The sequence below is a fragment of the Cytobacillus kochii genome, assembly GCF_044790165.1.
In the GTDB taxonomy this organism is placed as follows: Bacteria; Bacillota; Bacilli; order Bacillales; family Cytobacillaceae; genus Cytobacillus; species Cytobacillus kochii.
In genome coordinates, this window is record NZ_CP085254.1 from 1,623,007 (window position 1) to 1,640,458 (window position 17,452).

A 17,452-nucleotide genomic window follows, 5' to 3' on the forward strand; every position below is an offset into this window, starting at 1 on the left:
GATAACAGAATGTCAAATGATAAAACAATGGAATTTATGCAAATCGCGATGAAATATCTACCTGAAGCAAAAGCCGAACTAGAAAAGTCAGGTGTAAATTTATCAATGGAAATGATTCAACCGTTTATGACGATGTTTACACAAGTGATGAATGAAGCATATGAATTAGGGAAAGCAGATGCACAAAAAGAACATGAATAAGAGAAAAGCTAGCGGCGTGGGATTGCCGTTAGCTTTTTTTATTCATAAAGACTTCAACGATTGGAGCAGCATGTTTTAAAAGTGGTTTTAATTCCTCTGCAGAATCCATTAATTGAGACATATTGGCCATTAATTCCACCAGATCTAATTGTTCGATTGTATTTAAAATAGAAGGTGATTTTTCCTCCTCCTGCTTATGTTGTCTTCCGAGAATCCAATCTTCACTTTGACGAGCATCTCTATTACCAAACATAAATTGATTAAAAAACGGTTCTTCACTCATATAAGCAATCCTCCTTTTGATCTTCTATTGTATAGGTTATTCCTTATAATATATGGGTGAATAAAAGAAAAGGTTGGACGAAAATAATAATTATGAAGAAAAATATTGAAACTTTACCTGCTTATTTGATAAAATTAGTACCAAGTACTAATAATTGATATTAAATTTTATTTCTCGTAAATAAAAAGGTTGAATTTCTAATAACGACAAAGTGGAAAAGAAAAAGGGAGTGGGAAAGATGAATGCTGGAATTGTGGGCTTAGGTAGATACTTGCCTGAAAAAATAGTAACGAATGCTGATTTAGAAAAAATAATGGATACTTCAGATGAATGGATCCGCACGAGAACAGGTATCGAACAAAGACGGATTGCCGATGACGATACAGATACTTCTGATATGGCATTCGCTGCTGCAAAAAAAGCATTACAGGATGCAGATTTGTCTCCTGAAGATATCGATTTAATTATTGTCTCAACTGTCACACCAGATCAGCCATTTCCAAGTGTTGCTTGTTTACTGCAGGAAAAGTTAGGGGCAAAGAAAGCAGCAGCTATGGATGTAAGTGCAGCTTGTGCTGGTTTCATGTACGGTGTGATTACAGCGAAACAATTTATTGAAACAAAAACGTATCAGAATGTACTAGTGGTAGGTGTTGAAAAGCTGTCTAAAGTAACCGATTGGTCTGATCGTAATACAGCTGTCCTTTTTGGAGATGGTGCGGGTGCCGCTGTCATTGCTCCTGTATCTGAAGGAAGAGGCATTTTATCATTTGAACTAGGAGCAGATGGTGGTGGAGCGAAGCATCTTTATCAAGATAAGTACATTGTGATGAATGGTAGAGAAGTTTATAAGTTTGCTGTTAGACAAATGGGTGAAAGTTGTATTAATGTATTAGAAAAAGCAGGTTTAACAAAAGAGGATGTAGATTTTCTTATCCCTCATCAAGCGAATATTCGTATCATGGAAGCTTCTAGACAACGTTTAGAGTTACCAATTGAAAAAATGTCAAAAACAATTGATAAATATGGTAATACATCAGCATCTTCTATACCAATTGCTATGATTGAGGAGATAGAAGCTGGGAAAATTAAAGATGATGATATTATCGTAATGGTCGGATTTGGTGGCGGATTAACATGGGGAGCCATCGCTTTAAAATGGGGAAAATAAGTATAAATATAATAGGCTTTATTGATATAAAAGGAGTGACATAATAGTGGAAAAAAAACGTGTCGTTGTAACAGGACTTGGAGCAGTAACACCAGTTGGAAATAATGTAGAACAGTCGTGGAGTAATATTAAAGCTGGAAAATCTGGAGTAGGACCGCTAACAAGATTAAATGCTGATGAATATCCTGCTAAAGTAGCTGCGGAAGTGAAAGATTTTGATATTCATGAGTATTTAGAGAAGAAAGATGCAAGAAAGATGGATCGCTTTACTCATTATGCAGTGGCTTCTTCAATCATGGCAGTGAAAGATGCTAATTTGACGATAAATGATGAAAACGCGCATCGTGTTGGTGTTTGGGTAGGATCAGGAATCGGTGGAATGGAAACATTCGAGAATCAATTTGAAACCTTTTTAAACAGAGGCTACCGCCGTGTGAGTCCATTCTTTGTACCAATGATGATACCGGATATGGCTGCAGGGCAAGTATCAATCACATTAGGTGCAAAGGGTGTGAATTCTTGTACAGTAACCGCTTGTGCAACTGGAACGAATTCAATCGGTGATGCGTTTAAAGTCATTCAGCGTGGTGATGCTGATGTCATGGTAACAGGAGGAGCAGAAGCACCAATTACGAGAATGTCTGTTGCAGGATTCTGTGCTAACACAGCGCTATCTACCAATCCAGATCCGGCTACAGCAAGTCGCCCATTTGATAAAGATAGAGATGGATTTGTTATCGGAGAAGGTGCAGGTATTCTCATTCTTGAAGAATTAGAACATGCACTAGCTCGCGGTGCCAATATTTATGCTGAAATTGTTGGGTATGGGTCAACTGGAGATGCCTATCATATAACCGCACCTGCACCAGAGGGAGAAGGCGGTGCGCGTGCAATGAAAATGGCACTTGACGATGCGGGTCTCACTCCTGAACAAATCGATTATATTAATGCTCATGGTACGAGCACAGATTATAACGATAAATATGAAACGGTTGCAGTGAAAAGTGTTTTTGGTGAACATGCTTATCATTTAGCCATTAGTTCAACAAAATCTATGACAGGTCACCTTCTAGGTGCTGCCGGAGGCGTTGAGGCGATTTTCTCTATCCTAGCGTTAAGAGATAGTACGTTGCCACCAACGATTAATTACAATACAAAAGATCCAGATTGTGATTTAGATTATGTACCTAATGAATCAAGAGAAAAAACTATTGGAGCTGTTATGAGTAACTCATTAGGCTTTGGTGGTCATAACGCAACAATCGTCTTCAAAAAATATCAATAATTAAATCAAACACGGACAAATTCTGCTTTGTTACATGGCGGAATTTGTCCGTGTTTTTTATATTTTTATGGTTTTCTTTTGAACCGATTATTTGTCTCTTCCATAAAATAAACAACAACATTTGATGGGAGAGAACCATATGCCGGTAATTAGAACTGATGAATGGTTAGATCAGCATTTTACTGAACCAGAAAAGTTGATTGAACCATTGTTAAATTCATTCCATGAAAACGAGCCACAAAGGTTATACCAATTCTTATCCTCCTTTGGCATGTATTCACCAAATAGAAGGAATAAAGAACAATTCAAACAGTTAAAAGAAAATAAAACATGGGAAAAAGTTGAATTGTTATTAAACAAGTATAGAAAAAACTGGAAAGGACCAGATGTCCCCATTTACTTATTTCCAATTGCACAAGGCGGATTATTCTTTAGAACATCTTATGTGAAGTCTGGCTTGTCATTCCCTGACAAGATGTTTTTATTTCTCGCTCCATTAGAAGATGAGAAAGAATTAGAAGCATTATTTGTCCACGAATACCATCATATCTGCCGAATGAAGAGATTAAAAAAAGAAATGGCTGAGTATACATTATTAGATAGCATTGTATTAGAAGGATTAGCAGAATGGGCAGTGGAGAAAAGTCGTGGAAAATCGTATCGTTCAAAGTGGTGCACAGAACATGATAGAGAAAGAATACGATACTATTGGCATAAATATGTAAAAAAAAATATAGACATAAAGAGAGACAATGAATTACATGACCAAATTCTATTCGGTGAGGGGAAATATCCAAAAATGCTTGGCTACTCCATTGGCTATGAAATCGTCTCAATGTATGACAATGAAAAAAAAATCAAGCTCAAAGAAAGCATGGTTATTCCTTCAAAGTTTTTTGTACCTCAGTGGGAAAAAGAATAGAGTAGATGAGAAAACATGTAAAGAAAATAAAGAAATTGTCAAAGTAAGTAAAATAGTATTTTTTCCTTATATTAACATACAAGTAACAGGATGTAAGAACTATTTCATGACCACTCCATACTATTTATAATATTATTAAAAGATAGATTTTTGAAAAAATTCCTTGTATTCGTAATCTATTTGTAATAATATACAGATAATTAATCCTAGTACTAAATATTTTACAATACTGTAAGATATTACGATTGAGGTGTTGAAATGGTAGGGAAAGAAGAAAGTCCTAGCTTGGACACAATTTTACAAGTAAATGAATTAAAAGCAGGTTTTGATATAGACGGAAAGGTCTATCACGCAGTAGATAATGTATCTTTTGACGTAAAGAAAAAACAAATTCTTGGTGTCGTGGGAGAATCAGGCTGTGGAAAGAGTGTCATGTCTATGTCCATTATGCAGTTATTACCGAAGGAAACAGGAAAAGTCACTGGTGGTGAAATTGTTTTTGAAGGTAAGAATATTGAGAATTACTCCATTAATCAAATGAATACCATACGAGGTAATGATATCTCAATGATTTTCCAAGAGCCAATGACGGCACTTAACCCTGTATTCACAATTGGTTTTCAATTACAGGAGATTCTCTTTAATCATCAGAAGATTTCGAAAAAGGACGCACGAGAAAAAAGCATCCATCTTTTAAGACAAGTAGGCATATCAAGGCCAGAGAATATCGTTGACGAATATCCCCATCAACTTTCAGGGGGAATGAGGCAACGGGTAATGATCGCTATTGCGATTGCCTGCCAACCAAAGTTACTTATAGCTGATGAGCCAACGACTGCATTAGATGTGACAGTACAAGCCCAAATACTAGATTTATTAAGGGAAATTCAATCAATCAATAATATGGCGATTATTCTCATTACCCATGATCTTGGGGTCGTTGCTGAAATGTGTGACGATGTAATTGTTATGTATGCTGGGAAAATTGTTGAAAGAACAAATGTAGATGCACTTTTTCATAACCCTAAGCACCCTTATACACAGTTATTATTACAATCGATCCCTAAATTGGATGAAGAAGAGAAAGAATTAGGGTCGATTGACGGCTTAGTACCATCCCTTAAAGATATGCCAGAAGTTGGTTGTAGATTTGCTGATCGTTGTCCAAAAAGAATGCCTGAATGTACTGAAATCACACCTTTATTAGGTTTTGTTGAAAATGGACATGAGGCTGCTTGTCTTTTATATGAGAACAGCTATCAGACTAATGGGAGGAATACATATGTCAAATAACACAGCTGAGAAGCGAGAAGTGTTATTAGAAGTAGAAGATTTAAAAACATATTTCCCGATTAAAGCAGGTTTCTTTCAAAGAACGGTAGGACATGTCAAAGCTGTAGACGGAGTTAGTTTTCAAATACATAACGGCGAAACGTTTGGACTTGTTGGAGAATCGGGTTGCGGCAAATCAACGACAGGTCGAACGCTTTTAAAACTTATGAATCCAACAGATGGAAAGATTATTTTTGATGGACAAGATATTTCAAGTTTGAAAGGAAAGACATTAAGAGAAATCCGCAAAGATTTTCAAATGGTTTTCCAAGATCCATATGCCTCACTTAATCCAATGCAAATGGTTGGGGACATCGTCTCAGAACCGCTAGTTAATTTTAGAGGGAAATCAGTGAAAGAATTAAAAGAAGAAGTCATGGATCTCCTTAATAAGGTCGGACTTCCGTCAGATGCTTATTATAAATATGCTCATGAATTCTCTGGTGGTCAAAGGCAAAGGATTGGCATTGCACGGGCATTAGCACTACGTCCAAAGCTGATTATTGCAGATGAACCCGTATCAGCACTTGATGTATCTGTACAGTCCCAAGTATTGAATCTCTTGAAGGAACTACAAAATGAATTTCAATTAACATTTTTATTTATTGCACATGATTTGAGTGTTGTTAAACATATGAGTGATCGAATTGCTGTGATGTACTTAGGTGGAATTGTTGAAGTAACTGATAAGAATAGTATTTTTGCAGAACCACTTCACCCCTACACACAAGCTTTGATTTCAGCCATACCTGAGCCGGATCCGAGAAAGAAGAAACAGAGAATTATATTAGAAGGTGATGTACCAAGTCCGGCCAATCCTCCAACGGGTTGCCCGTTTCATCCACGCTGTTCACATGCCATGAAAGAATGCATGGAAGTAAAACCGACTTTAAAGGAGGTGAAGGCTGGTCATAACGTAGCTTGTCATTTATATAACTAAAAAATCATTTAGGGGGAGAACAATGAAAAAGAAATCTTTTTGGTTAATTTCGTTATTACTCGTATTCTCTATGTTTCTAGCAGCTTGTAATAGCGGGAACGAAACGAGTGGGAATGAAAAAGATGGAGATAAAGAAGAAGCCAACACTGGTGAACCGGTTGAGGGTGGGAATGTGACAGTAGCCGTGACATCTGCTCCAGAGGGTGTATTAGAGCCAGCTTATTATGGCAGTGCGATTGATGCCGAAATCTTGAATTTCATGACTGATGGTATTTATTCAGTAAATGACGAATTAGAATATGAACCAGATCTTGCCACTTGGGAAATTAGTGATGATAAGCTCACTTATACGTTCAAATTTAAAGAGGGCGTAAAATGGCATAATGGTGAGGAGCTAACAGCAGAGGACTACCAATTTGCATTGGAAACAATGGCTGATCCTGAATATACTGGCCCACGTTTTAATTATGTAGAAGGTATTAAGGGGGCTAAAGAAAAAAAGGATGGAAAAGCGGAGACAATTGAAGGAATTGAGTTAGTTGACAAATATACGATTGCAATTACATTTGAATCTGTAAAAATCAATAATCTTGAAAATCTTTGGTCTTATCCAATGCCTAAAAAGCATTATGAGGGAGTAGCTATTGCAGAGCTTGGTGAATCAGAACAAGTAAGACAAACACCAGTAGGTTTAGGAGCATTTAAAGTGAAGTCTGTTAAAGCTGGTGAATATGTAGAGTTAGAGAAGTTTGCAGATTACTATAAAGGTGAACCAAAACTTGATGGAGTAGTAGTTAAAGTGATTGATCCGGCAGTAGCAAATGGTGCTCTACAAAATGGTGAAGTTGACATTATGGGCGTTGCTCCTGCACAAGTAGAAGAACTTGAAACGATGGAACATATCACAGTTGAAGAGACAAATGGTGTAGGGTATTCATATATCGGTTTACGATTTGGTCACCGTGATCAAGAAACACGTACAAATGTTGATGATTTTGACAAATTTAAAAGCAAAGAATTACGCCATGCCTTAATTCATGCTCTTGATCGTCAAGCGATGATTGATGCGTTTTTATCAGGTAAAGGTACAGTATCTAACACAGTTATTCCTTCAACTTTCTGGATTGCAGCAGAAGAGTCAGAATTAAATCAATATGAGTATGATCCAGAAAAAGCGAAAGAGCTATTAGCTGAGGCCGGCTATAAAGACGTTGATGGTGACGGTTTTGTAGAAGATCCTGAAGGAGAGCCATTCTCAATTTCATTTGGTCATTATGCTGGAAATGCAACATTTGAAGGTCGTTCTCAAGCGATTATCCAATCTTGGAATGATATTGGTGTGAAGACAGAATTAGCGACAGGGTCTTTAGTAGAATTTAACTTATATAATGATATGAAAGATAAAGATGATGAAGCTTTAGAAGCATTCTTTGGTTCATGGAGCACTGGCTCTGATCCGGATCCATCTGGTCTATGGGCAAATAATGCGGAGTGGAACTATGGACGTTGGGTAAATGAAGATAATCAAAGATTATTAGACGAAGGTTTAAGCGAGAAAGCATTCGATAAAGAGTATCGTAAAGAAGTCTATGTTGAATGGCAAAAACTTTTCAATGAAGAGCTTCCAGGTATTCCATTATGGGAGAACCTAGACCTTTATGGTATTAATAAGCGCCTACAAGGGGTTCATATTAATGCTGTAGGTTACCAAACCAATACACATGAATGGTATGTAACTGAATAATTAGACAAGCGAACTTTTAAATGATAAGGGGAAATGGAACATGCTGCAATATTCACTTCGAAGAATATTAGGTATGATACCGTTACTATTCCTTACCTCTGTTGTGGTTTTCTCCCTGGCGAAGTTTATGCCAGGGGACCCTTTTGGGGGGGAAATTGATCCATCAAATACGAATCCCGAATATATTGAAGATATGAGAGAAAAGTTGGGCTATAATGACCCTATACATATTCAATACTGGAGATGGATTACTAATTTCGTTCAAGGAGATTTTGGTAACTCAACAGCGCATAAAATGCCTGTATACGATTTAATCATAGACCGAATGCCAAATACGATTTTTCTCGCAATTATTGCACTGATAATTACATATATTTTTGCCTTTGCTATGGGGATGTATGCTGGTAGAAAGCCATACACCTTAGGAGACAATCTTATAGCAGGATACAACTATGTAGGTTTAGCGATTCCATCTTTCGTTGCTGGAATAATAGCGATTTATTTTTTCTCTTTTCAATTAGGTTGGTTTCCTTTTGCCGGTTCAGTAGAGGTAGGGTTACAGCCAGGCACATGGGAATACTATGTGAGTCGGATGCATCATGTGCTATTACCCGCATTGATCCTAGGTTTAATGGGAACAGCATCATATACCCAATTCTTGAGAAATGATGTTATAGAAAACAGTAGAAAAGATTATGTCCGAACAGCAAGAGCAAAGGGAACCAGTGAATCATCCATTTATAATAAACATATTTTAAGAAACTCAATGATTCCATTAATTACATTTTTAGGGTTTGATATTGCTACATTAATAGGTGGAGCGGTTATTACTGAAACAATTTTTACTTATCCAGGAATCGGACTATTGTTCCTAGAGTCTGTTAATAGAAGAGATTATGCGGTGTTGATGACAATTACCATGCTGCTTTCATTTTTAACATTAATAGGTAACTTAATTGCGGATTTACTCTACGGTATAGTTGATCCTAGGATTAGGTTAGGATAGGGGGCAATTATGGTGAAAGCTTCTTTAAATACAAATCAAGTAATAGTAAAATCAAACCAAAAACAACTATCTCCATGGAAAATTGCCCGCAATAAATTTCTCAAAAACAAGATAGCAATGACGAGTTTAATTATATTTACTGCGTTTGTCTTGCTCGCTATTTTTGGACCAATATTCACCACACAAGATATCACTAGAATTAATTTTATGTCAATGAACCTGGAACCTTCAGCAGAGCACTGGTTCGGCACAGATACAAATGGTAGGGATGTATTCACCAGAATGGTTTATGGAGCTAGGACATCGTTGTTAATTGGCTTGTCTTGTATGGTATTAATTATATCTATTGGTACAATTGTCGGTGCTATTGCTGGTTATAATGGTGGAAAGATTGATCAAATATTCATGCGTATTACAGATTTTGTTTTGAATTTTCCATTTTTAATATTTGTTATTGTATTAAATACGATATTAGTAGGGAAAGTCTCAGGAGTATGGACATTGATCTTGGTCATCAGTTTCCTTAGCTGGGGGGGAGTTGCCAGAATTGTCCGAAGCCGTTTTCTTTCGGAGAAAGAGAATGAGTATGTTTTAGCAGCAAAATCAATTGGTACGAAGCCGATAAAGATTATTATTAAACATATATTACCGAATATAGCCTCAACAATTATTGTCCAGGCTACATTAATGTTAGCAGTAACAATTGTTGCTGAAGCAGGTTTAAGTTTTTTAGGGTCGGGTGTACCAGCTAATATACCTAGTTGGGGTAATATGTTATTTGAAGCCCGTGATTCTGACGTATTAAGAAATAAAACGTGGATGTGGGTACCGCCCGCTGCAGCTATTACAATCACCATATTAGCAATTAATTTCATCGGAGAAGGCTTAAAAGACGCTCTAAATCCTAAATCTAGAAGGTAGAGGCCTAGCAAGTAAGTCTGAAAAAGAATGCAATTGACCTTTTAAGGTAAATGCATTCTTTTTTTTTTGGATAAATTGGTTATTTGATTAGTAATGAGTGGAAAATTCAATCATTTACTATTTATTATAAATTATATTAATATTTATTTTAGTGAATAATAAATGAATATTATAACATTTACTTCCATATTAAATACACTTTATATCGATTGTATAATTCAATATAAAGTACAAATTGCTTTCTAATCAAAGATAAAAAAGAATAATAATGGATTAGATTGTAAAAGAAAGGAATAAAAACAGAGTTGTTTGCCCATACTTATTGACAAATAATCATGCGAGTGGGGGTTAGGAAATGTTATATCTTCATGATGTTTGGGTGAACTGGTTTGAAGGGGAAGAGAATGGTTACAATGTTTGTCAATTTCATGAATGGCGAAAAGATGATGCAGTTGAATTATTGGATCAAGTACCGTTACTAAGGATTACACCAGCACTATTTCATTATATTGAAAATGATTTATCTGAATTACCACAACAACTATTGAATGACGTGTATCAAAAAGCGTATTTAAGAAAAAATCATGAAAGAGTGCAATTGGATTATTGTTTTGTCATTACTGATGGGACAAACATTATGGCTGTTGATACAATTGGGTATCATATTCCAATTCGAAAGAGTAGATTGATACCAAGACAAGAACAACTTACATATGAAATGATTTCTAATCACGATGAAATGGAATATACTTTTGAACAAAAGCCGAGTCTAAAAAGTTTTCACATTCTTTCTCCAGATCCAGAATTAATGAAAGGCCTGACAAGGAAGGAAAGACAGCTCAAACAATTAATGTTTATGGCACTAGATCAACTTCATAGTTCAGAAAATGAAGCGGAAATTCGCTATTGGTTTACAGAATGGATGCCTGAAGAGTATAAAAGTATTCAATCAATGGGTTTCCATGATGCATGGATGAATTTATATGAAGACAGTAAGATAGGTTGGTCTAAGAAACATGAAAGATTTTGTGAGAATATCATTAAAGGTCAACCTTTTTTTGAGAAGTTATGGGAAATGGAAAATGGTTCAAAGGTAAATTAAATCAAAAAGGGACGCTCAATTTAATTTGAACGTCCCTATTTTTTATTTCTTTTTCCTGCCTAATCCCATAGCATTTTCCATCTTTTTAACCATTTTACCTGCCACTTTGTTGGCATTTGCTGCTCCTGCATCTAATATCTCATCTAATTCTGCTGATTCCATGAGGTGATGATATTTATCTTGAATAGGTTTTAAGTGGCTAATAATTACTGCCGCCAAATCCCCTTTGAAATCACCGTACCCTTTTCCTTCATATTTATTCACAATATTTTCAATTGATTCGCCTGAGAATATCGAGTAAATCGTTAATAAATTTGAAACGCCAGGTTTATTCTCTTTGTCAAAAGCGACGATGCCATCAGAATCTGTTACAGCGCTTTTAATTTTCTTCTCAATTTGTTTCGGCTCGTCCAAAATTGAGATAAATCCTTTTTTATTAGGGTCAGATTTACTCATTTTTTTCGTTGGATCTTGAAGTGACATGATTCGTGCACCCACTTTTGGAATGCTTACTTCTGGAATCGTAAAGATGTCATTGTATTTCTTGTTGAATCTTTCTGCTAAGTCCCTTGTTAATTCTAAATGCTGTTTCTGATCTTCTCCAACCGGGACAATATCTGTACCATATAATAGAATATCTCCCGCCATTAGTGGTGGGTAGGTTAATAAGCCTGCTGAGACAGCTTCTTTACCAGCAGATTTATCTTTAAACTGCGTCATTCTTTCTAACTCACCGATATAAGAAATACATTGTAACATCCATGCGGCTTGTGCATGTGCAGGTACTTCGGATTGAACGAATAGAGTCGCCTTATTGGGATCTAACCCCACAGCAACATAAAGTGCTGCTAGGCTACGGATATTGTTTCTTAGTTGTAAGCGATCCTGTGGAACAGTGATAGCATGTTGATCGACGATACAAAAGTAGCAATCATACTCATTTTGCAACTCGACAAACTGTCTTAATGCTCCGATATAGTTACCAATTGTTATTGTTCCACTGGGTTGAATACCAGAAAAGAGTGTTTTTTTCATCATAATCCTCCTATTTGCTATGAGAAATGAACATATAAAAAGACCACTCATCCCTAAAAAAATCTAGGGACGAATGGTCCGCGGTGCCACCCTAATTATTCACATATGTGAATCTCTTAAAGACAGATAACGTTAGTCTAACGTGAATCGATATATTCATGCTCAAAAAGTCCATTCGATTTAATAGGTTGCTTATTCTCACCTACCATAAGCTCTCTTAAAACCATCTTAAATGTACTACTCTTTTCTCACAGCAATTTGTATTATTTATTTGTAATCATAATATAATATATGTAGAAGTAAATCAAGTGAGCGTTATAACAGCAAAAAAAAAAATTATTTGTTATATACCAATAAAAACTTATGAAAACCCTTACATGACAATAATAATACATGTTTCGACATTTTTTTGAAAAAATATAGATAATTTAGATTATTTAAAACGGGCTTGAAATAAACTTTTAAAGAAACTATAATAAAACCTACCAAACGACATCTTTACAAACATATTACATTTTGTTCGGTTACAGGTAGATGGAATGATGAAAAGGTGAGTTTATCGTAGTCTAATAGATACAAATTTTAATATTCAAGCTGAATTATCTGAATAGAGGGAATTTGTTCTATCAAAATAAACTTACTTTCCTTAGTATGCATTAAGGAATCAACTCTTTTTTTATAATAAAAATTGTTTGATTTTTTCATCAATCTACTCTATGTGAACAATTGTTATTCCTGTGAAGAATCGTTTGAATTAAAAATAGGGGGTTTCACCGTGAAAAAAAGATGGTCAATCTTTTTAAGTATGCTACTTTTAGCTAGCATGGTTCTAGCAGCCTGCGCTGGCGGAGGCGATGACAATGCAGATGGTGGCGATGGAGGTAGTGATGTACCTCAAGAATTAAAAGTAAATATTAATACTGAACCACCTTCATTAAATCCAGGTTTGGCTGAAGATTCTACTTCTGGTACTGTTCTTCGTAACGTATTAGAAGGATTAACTCGAATTGGTCAAGACGATAAACCAGCGGCCGCTATGGCGGAAGATTGGGAAATCTCAGAGGACCAAAAAACATACACATTTAATATCCGTGAAGATGCACAATGGTCAAATGGAGATCCTGTAACTGCAGAAGATTTCGAATATGCATGGAAATGGGCATTAGACCCAGCTAATCAATCAACATATGCATATCAACTATATTATGTTGAAGGTGCAGAAGCTGCAAACACAGGAGAAGGTAGCTTAGATGATGTTGGCGTTAAAGCTGTTGATGAAAAAACTTTAGAAGTTACACTAGCAAACCCAACACCTTACTTTCTTGAACTAACAGCTTTCTATACTTATTTACCAGTAAACAGTAAAATCGCGAAAGAAAATCCAGACTGGGCAACAGATGCTGGTGAAAATTATACGACAAACGGACCTTTCCACTTAGCTGAATGGTCTCACAGTGACCAAATTACTCTTGAAAAGAGCGACACTTATTGGGATAAAGACACTGTAAAATTAGATAAAATTGAAATGTACATGATTAATGATCCAAATACTGAATTATCTATGTTTGATAATGGTGAATTAGATTGGGCAGGTTCTCCAACAGGAGCTCTTCCAACAGATGCAATGCAAGCACTTAAAGATGATGGTAGATTAGAAACACAAGCAATTGCTGGTGTTTATAACTACAAATTCAATACTACTGTTGAACCATTAGATAATGCAAACATTAGAAAAGCTTTAACTCACGCAATTAATCGTGAATCAATTATTAATAACATTACACAAGGGGAACAACTTCCAGCAATGGCAATCGTTCCACCTACGATGTTCCAAGAAAATGAAGAAGGGTACTTCCCTGATAATGATGTTGAAACTGCTAAAGAATTCTTAAATAAAGGTCTTGAAGAATTAGGATTAAGCGATGCATCAGAATTACCAGAAATCAAGCTTTCTTATAACACATCTGAAGCACATCAAAAGATTGCTCAAGCCGTTCAAGATATGTGGAGTGAAAATCTTGGAATTAATGTAACTCTAGATAATGCTGAGTGGAATGTTTTCCTTGATAGTGTAAATAGTGGAGACTTCCAAATTGCTCGTATGGGTTGGTTAGGTGACTTCAATGACGCCATGAACTTCTTGGAAATGTACAAAGATGCTGACGGTGGAAATAACAACACTGGTTGGGAAGATCCTGAATTCCAAAAATTACTTGAACAATCACAAACTGAAACAGATGCTGAAAAGCGTCAACAAATGTTAAAAGATGCAGAAGCTATCTTTATGGATGCGATGCCAGTAGCACCAATTTACTTCTACACAAACAACTGGGTTAAAGATGAAAACTTAAAAGATGTATTTGTATCTGGTTTAGGTGATGTTCAATATAAATGGGCTCACTTTGAATAATTTGATCTTTTAAATGTAAGGTATATGGGATGAAACTTCCTATATACCTTCGTTCTTGTAATAGGTATTATCCTTCTAATGGTAAAATTGTATTATTTATCTATTGTGAGAATTGCAGTTGTAGACATACTGACCTCAGTAAAATCAATTGGAGGTGTTGGACAATGACGAAATATATAGGAAAACGTCTGTTATATATGATAATTTCATTATGGCTAATTGTAACGGCAACATTTTTCCTTATGCGCATTGCACCTGGAAACCCGTTTGCTTCAGAAAAGAAACTACCACCAGAAATTGAAGCGAATTTACAAGCACATTATGGCTTAGATCAGCCATGGTATCAACAATATTTTGATTATCTAATCAATGTAGTTACATGGGATTTTGGCCCATCTTTTAAATACAAAAGTCAAACAGTTAATGATTTGATCACAGAAGGATTCCCTGTATCTTTTGTATTAGGCTTTCAAGCAATACTAATTGCCGTTGCCTTTGGCGTTTTATTTGGTGTTATCGCTGCTTTAAGACAAAATAAATGGCAAGATTATTCAACAATGGCTGTTGCTGTTTTAGGGATATCAGTGCCATCATTCATAATGGCAACATTTTTACAATATTTCTTAGCAATAAAACTCCAAATATTCCCTGTAGCTCGTTGGGAATCATTTATGCACACCATTTTGCCTGCTATTGCACTTGCAGCGGGACCGATGGCATATATCGCAAGACTCACACGATCTAGTATGATTGAAGTATTAGCAAATGATTATATTAAAACTGCTAAAGCAAAAGGCTTGAGCGGTGGTGTAATTACAGTTAAGCACGCAATGAGAAATGCTCTTCTTCCGGTAGTTACTTATTTAGGCCCATTAACCGCGGGTGTTTTAACAGGTAGCTTTGTTATCGAGAAGATTTTCGGTATTCCAGGGTTAGGTTTCCACTTCGTAACAAGTATTACAAATCGTGATTATACAGTAATAATGGGTGTGACAGTTTTTTATAGTATTCTTTTACTATTAGCTATTCTCCTAGTGGATATTGCGTATGGAATCATCGACCCAAGGATTAAACTAGCTGGGAAGAAAGGAGAATAATAAATCATGCAAAGTGCGAATGATAAATTCAAAGTTGTCGGCACACAATTAGATGATGCTGAAAAGATTTCGAAGCCAAGTCTTTCATTTTGGAAAGATGTCTTCATTAGATTCCGAAAAAATAAGCTTGCTATGTTTGGTATAGTCCTACTTATTATTCTCATCTTCATGGCAATCTTTGGACCATATATGACAGAATATGACTACAAGTCAAATGATTTAACAAATAAGAATCAGCCACCTTCTGCTGAGCATTGGTTCGGTACCGATGATCTTGGACGAGATATGTTTGCTCGTACGTGGGAAGGTGCTAGAATTTCCATCTTTATCGGTGTTGCAGCTGCGTTAATCGATTTATTTATTGGTGTTGCCTGGGGCGGAATCGCCGGATACAAAGGTGGTAGAACCGATGAAATAATGATGCGTGGTGCCGATGTTTTATCAGGTATTCCTTACTTGTTATTAGTTATCTTGTTAATGGTTGTACTTGGCCAAAGTTTAAGTACGATGATTATCGCTATGACAATAACCGGATGGATAAATATGTCCCGGATTGTTCGAGGGCAAGTACTTAGCTTGAAGAATCAAGAATTTGTTCTTGCTTCTAAAACCTTAGGTGCAAATACAACAAGAATTATGGGTAAACATTTAATTCCAAACTCAATGGGTCCAATTTTAGTTACAATGACATTAACAATTCCTTCTGCAATCTTTACAGAAGCTTATCTTGGATTCCTAGGATTAGGTTTAACACCGCCTCTAGCGAGTTGGGGTACAATGGCCAATGATGGTTTACCAGCGTTAAGATATTACCCATGGCGATTATTCTTCCCTGCGATCTTTATTTGTTTAACCATTTTTGCATTCAATGTAGTCGGTGATGGTCTACGTGACGCACTCGACCCAAGAAGCCGTAAATAAGGAGTGAGAACATGGAAAAAATTCTCGAAGTAAAAGATCTAAAAGTCTCATTCCAAACTTATGGAGGGACGGTACAAGCTGTTCGTGGTGTTAGCTTTGACCTTCATAAAGGTGAGACATTAGCTATTGTTGGTGAATCAGGTTCAGGTAAAAGTGTTACTTCACAAACACTTATGAAACTAATTCCAATGCCTCCAGGACAAATTACTGGTGGAGAAATTCTTTTCTATGGTGATGATATTGTACCTAAATCAGAAAAAGAAATGGAAAACATACGCGGTAAAGATATTAGTATGATCTTCCAGGATCCAATGACTTCATTAAATCCAACAATGAAAGTTGGTAATCAAATCATCGAAGGTTTGATTAAGCACCAAGGCTTATCTAAAGCAGATGCCAAAAAACGTGCAATAAAATTATTAGAGCTAGTTGGTATTCCGATGCCTGATAAACGAGTGAATCAATATCCGCATGAATTCTCAGGTGGTATGAGACAGCGCGCAATGATAGCTATAGCTTTGGCTACAAACCCTAAATTACTGATTGCTGATGAACCTACAACCGCTCTTGATGTAACTATTCAAGCTCAAATTTTAGAGTTAATGAAAGAGTTACAAGCGAAAATGGATACTTCTATTATCTTTATCACTCATGATCTAGGCGTTGTTGCCAATGTGGCAGATCGTGTAGCTGTTATGTATGCTGGTCAGATCGTTGAAATAGGCACAGTAGATGAAATCTTTTATGATCCGAAGCACCCATATACTTGGGGACTACTTGCTTCTATGCCAAGTGTCGATAATGATACAAAAGATGAATTAGCTGCGATTCCTGGTACGCCACCAGACTTAACAAATCCGCCAATTGGTGATGCATTTGCTGCAAGGAACAAATATGCATTAGCCATTGATTACGAGGAAGAACCACCAATGTTTCAAATTTCTGAAACACATTTTGCGAAAACTTGGTTGTTACACCCTGATGCACCTCATGTTGAACCACCTGCAGCGGTGAAGTTGCGTCAACGTCAAATGTCCTCCAATTTTGATAAACCAGTAATTGTGAAGGAGGGTATTTAAGTT

The 17,452-nt window shown here is 36.1% G+C and carries 16 protein-coding genes and 1 other annotated feature; of the genes, 14 read left to right on the forward strand and 2 right to left on the reverse strand.

Features of this window, described 5'->3' with window-relative positions:
* Positions 1-9 precede the first annotated feature (9 nt).
* Positions 10-201: a ComZ family protein gene (locus LG276_RS08600; protein WP_191814887.1), complete on the forward strand. Its 192-nt coding sequence runs from the start codon at positions 10-12 to the stop codon at positions 199-201.
* Between the two features lie 28 nt (positions 202-229).
* Here the strand turns inward: LG276_RS08600 and LG276_RS08605 are convergent, their stop codons facing one another.
* On the reverse strand, positions 230-484 hold the full coding sequence (locus tag LG276_RS08605) for a hypothetical protein (protein WP_224937735.1): 255 nt from the start codon (positions 482-484) through the stop codon (positions 230-232).
* 238 nt (positions 485-722) lie between these two features.
* On the opposite strand from LG276_RS08605, the gene LG276_RS08610 reads away from it, so the two are divergent.
* From LG276_RS08610 to LG276_RS08650, 9 genes are all read left to right on the forward strand, one after another.
* A complete protein-coding gene (locus tag LG276_RS08610; RefSeq protein ID WP_224937736.1) occupies positions 723-1,655 on the forward strand; it encodes a beta-ketoacyl-ACP synthase III in 933 nt (310 codons plus the stop codon).
* 46 nt (positions 1,656-1,701) lie between these two features.
* The gene (fabF, locus tag LG276_RS08615; protein WP_224937737.1) at positions 1,702-2,940 is read left to right on the forward strand and encodes a beta-ketoacyl-ACP synthase II; all 1,239 of its coding nucleotides are present in this window, start codon (positions 1,702-1,704) and stop codon (positions 2,938-2,940) included.
* Positions 2,941-3,079: 139 nt separating this feature from the next.
* Positions 3,080-3,862: a DUF2268 domain-containing protein gene (locus LG276_RS08620; RefSeq protein WP_404294074.1), complete on the forward strand. Its 783-nt coding sequence runs from the start codon at positions 3,080-3,082 to the stop codon at positions 3,860-3,862.
* A 258-nt stretch (positions 3,863-4,120) separates the two neighbouring features.
* Positions 4,121-5,155 carry an ABC transporter ATP-binding protein gene (locus LG276_RS08625; RefSeq protein WP_224937739.1) on the forward strand — a complete coding sequence of 345 codons (1,035 nt, stop codon included), beginning with the start codon at positions 4,121-4,123 and terminating at the stop codon, positions 5,153-5,155.
* Positions 5,145-6,134: an ABC transporter ATP-binding protein gene (locus tag LG276_RS08630; RefSeq protein WP_289433343.1), complete on the forward strand. Its 990-nt coding sequence runs from the start codon at positions 5,145-5,147 to the stop codon at positions 6,132-6,134. Before LG276_RS08625 ends, LG276_RS08630 begins: the two co-directional genes overlap by 11 nt.
* 22 nt (positions 6,135-6,156) lie before the next feature.
* Positions 6,157-7,878: an oligopeptide ABC transporter substrate-binding protein gene (gene opp4A / locus LG276_RS08635; protein ID WP_251161342.1), complete on the forward strand. Its 1,722-nt coding sequence runs from the start codon at positions 6,157-6,159 to the stop codon at positions 7,876-7,878.
* Positions 7,879-7,918: 40 nt separating this feature from the next.
* Positions 7,919-8,884, forward strand: a complete 966-nt coding sequence (gene opp4B / locus LG276_RS08640) for an oligopeptide ABC transporter permease (RefSeq protein ID WP_095369807.1) — start codon at positions 7,919-7,921, stop codon at positions 8,882-8,884.
* 9 nt (positions 8,885-8,893) lie between these two features.
* A complete protein-coding gene (gene opp4C, locus LG276_RS08645; RefSeq protein WP_404294076.1) occupies positions 8,894-9,805 on the forward strand; it encodes an oligopeptide ABC transporter permease in 912 nt (303 codons plus the stop codon).
* Positions 9,806-10,160: 355 nt separating this feature from the next.
* Entirely contained in the window at positions 10,161-10,907 is a 747-nt protein-coding gene (locus LG276_RS08650) for a YjbA family protein (RefSeq protein ID WP_281202628.1), read from the forward strand.
* A 42-nt stretch (positions 10,908-10,949) separates the two neighbouring features.
* On the opposite strand, the gene trpS is transcribed toward LG276_RS08650, so the two are convergent.
* Entirely contained in the window at positions 10,950-11,942 is a 993-nt protein-coding gene (gene trpS, locus LG276_RS08655; RefSeq protein ID WP_281202629.1) for a tryptophan--tRNA ligase, read from the reverse strand.
* A gap of 62 nt (positions 11,943-12,004) precedes the next feature.
* Positions 12,005-12,203, reverse strand: a binding site (T-box leader).
* 514 nt (positions 12,204-12,717) lie between these two features.
* Between trpS and LG276_RS08660 the strand changes: the two genes are divergently transcribed.
* From LG276_RS08660 to LG276_RS08675, 4 genes are all read left to right on the forward strand, one after another.
* Positions 12,718-14,352: a peptide ABC transporter substrate-binding protein gene (locus tag LG276_RS08660; RefSeq protein ID WP_281202630.1), complete on the forward strand. Its 1,635-nt coding sequence runs from the start codon at positions 12,718-12,720 to the stop codon at positions 14,350-14,352.
* A gap of 164 nt (positions 14,353-14,516) precedes the next feature.
* On the forward strand, positions 14,517-15,449 hold the full coding sequence (locus tag LG276_RS08665; protein WP_224937745.1) for an ABC transporter permease: 933 nt from the start codon (positions 14,517-14,519) through the stop codon (positions 15,447-15,449).
* 6 nt (positions 15,450-15,455) lie between these two features.
* Positions 15,456-16,370 carry an ABC transporter permease gene (locus tag LG276_RS08670; protein WP_095369801.1) on the forward strand — a complete coding sequence of 305 codons (915 nt, stop codon included), beginning with the start codon at positions 15,456-15,458 and terminating at the stop codon, positions 16,368-16,370.
* Positions 16,371-16,381: 11 nt separating this feature from the next.
* The gene (locus LG276_RS08675) at positions 16,382-17,449 is read left to right on the forward strand and encodes an ABC transporter ATP-binding protein (protein WP_224937746.1); all 1,068 of its coding nucleotides are present in this window, start codon (positions 16,382-16,384) and stop codon (positions 17,447-17,449) included.
* Positions 17,450-17,452 lie beyond the last annotated feature (3 nt).

Bases quoted from the DNA above. Each gene is read 5' to 3' on its own strand.
- LG276_RS08665 (WP_224937745.1), top strand. From the start codon at position 14,517: ATGACGAAATATATAGGAAAACGTCTGTTATATATGATAATTTCATTA.
- opp4B (WP_095369807.1), top strand. From the start codon at position 7,919: ATGCTGCAATATTCACTTCGAAGAATATTAGGTATGATACCGTTACTA.
- LG276_RS08650 (WP_281202628.1), top strand. From the start codon at position 10,161: ATGTTATATCTTCATGATGTTTGGGTGAACTGGTTTGAAGGGGAAGAG.
- LG276_RS08670 (WP_095369801.1), top strand. From the start codon at position 15,456: ATGCAAAGTGCGAATGATAAATTCAAAGTTGTCGGCACACAATTAGAT.
- LG276_RS08675 (WP_224937746.1), top strand. From the start codon at position 16,382: ATGGAAAAAATTCTCGAAGTAAAAGATCTAAAAGTCTCATTCCAAACT.
- LG276_RS08605 (WP_224937735.1), bottom strand. From the start codon at position 484: ATGAGTGAAGAACCGTTTTTTAATCAATTTATGTTTGGTAATAGAGAT.
- trpS (WP_281202629.1), bottom strand. From the start codon at position 11,942: ATGAAAAAAACACTCTTTTCTGGTATTCAACCCAGTGGAACAATAACA.
- opp4A (WP_251161342.1), top strand. From the start codon at position 6,157: ATGAAAAAGAAATCTTTTTGGTTAATTTCGTTATTACTCGTATTCTCT.
- LG276_RS08625 (WP_224937739.1), top strand. From the start codon at position 4,121: ATGGTAGGGAAAGAAGAAAGTCCTAGCTTGGACACAATTTTACAAGTA.
- opp4C (WP_404294076.1), top strand. From the start codon at position 8,894: ATGGTGAAAGCTTCTTTAAATACAAATCAAGTAATAGTAAAATCAAAC.
- LG276_RS08630 (WP_289433343.1), top strand. From the start codon at position 5,145: ATGTCAAATAACACAGCTGAGAAGCGAGAAGTGTTATTAGAAGTAGAA.
- LG276_RS08600 (WP_191814887.1), top strand. From the start codon at position 10: ATGTCAAATGATAAAACAATGGAATTTATGCAAATCGCGATGAAATAT.
- LG276_RS08610 (WP_224937736.1), top strand. From the start codon at position 723: ATGAATGCTGGAATTGTGGGCTTAGGTAGATACTTGCCTGAAAAAATA.
- LG276_RS08620 (WP_404294074.1), top strand. From the start codon at position 3,080: ATGCCGGTAATTAGAACTGATGAATGGTTAGATCAGCATTTTACTGAA.